Raw genomic sequence first — 974 nt, forward strand, 5'->3', positions numbered from 1 at the left:
TCCGGAGCCTGCTTTGCGGATTTCGGTCACGACGTCACCTGCGTCGACAAGGACGAGAAGAAGATCGCCAGCCTTCATCGCGGCGAGATCCCGATCTACGAGCCCGGCCTCGATGAGCTGGTCGCGACCAATGTCAAGGCCAAGCGGCTCGACTTCACCACCGACCTGTCGAAGCCGGTGACGGATGCCGATGCCGTCTTCATCGCGGTCGGCACGCCCTCGCGCCGCGGCGACGGCCACGCCGATCTGTCCTATGTCTACGCCGCCGCGCGCGAGATCGCGCAGTCGCTGTCCGGCTTCACCGTCGTCGTGACCAAATCGACCGTTCCGGTCGGCACCGGCGACGAGGTCGAGCGCATCATCCGCGAGACCAATCCGTTAGCCGACGTCGTCGTCGCCTCCAACCCCGAATTCCTGCGCGAGGGTGCCGCGATCCGCGATTTCAAGTACCCCGATCGCGTCGTCGTCGGCACCTCCGACGAACGCGGCCGCAAGGTGATGGGCGACGTCTATCGCCCGCTGTCGCTGAACCAGGCGCCGCTGATGTTCACGGAACGCCGCACCGCCGAGATGATCAAATACGCCGCCAACGCGTTCCTCGCGACCAAGATCACCTTCATCAACGAGATCGCGGACCTCTCCGAAAAAGTCGGCGCCAACGTCCAGGAGGTCGCGCGCGGTATTGGCCTCGACAACCGCATCGGCACCAAGTTCCTGCATGCCGGTCCGGGCTTCGGCGGCTCCTGCTTCCCGAAGGACACCAAGGCGCTGATCAAGATTGCGCAGGACTATGACGTATCCTTGCGCATCGTCGAATCCGTGCTGGCCGTCAACGAGAACCGCAAGCGCGCGATGGCGCGCAAGGTCAGCCAGGCGCTCGGCGGCTCGCTGCGCGGCAAGACCATCGCCGTGCTCGGCCTCACCTTCAAGCCCGACACCGACGACATGCGCGATGCGCCGTCGATCCCGCTCGT

The 974-nt window shown here is 65.3% G+C and carries 1 protein-coding gene; it reads left to right on the forward strand.

Annotated features, from left to right (window positions below):
- Positions 1 to 974: UDP-glucose/GDP-mannose dehydrogenase family protein (locus IVA80_RS28425; RefSeq protein ID WP_247437846.1), on the forward strand; the 974-nt coding region annotated here is incomplete at both ends.

Origin of the sequence: Bradyrhizobium sp. 139, from assembly GCF_023074175.1 — a bacterium.
Classification (GTDB): domain Bacteria; phylum Pseudomonadota; class Alphaproteobacteria; order Rhizobiales; family Xanthobacteraceae; genus Bradyrhizobium.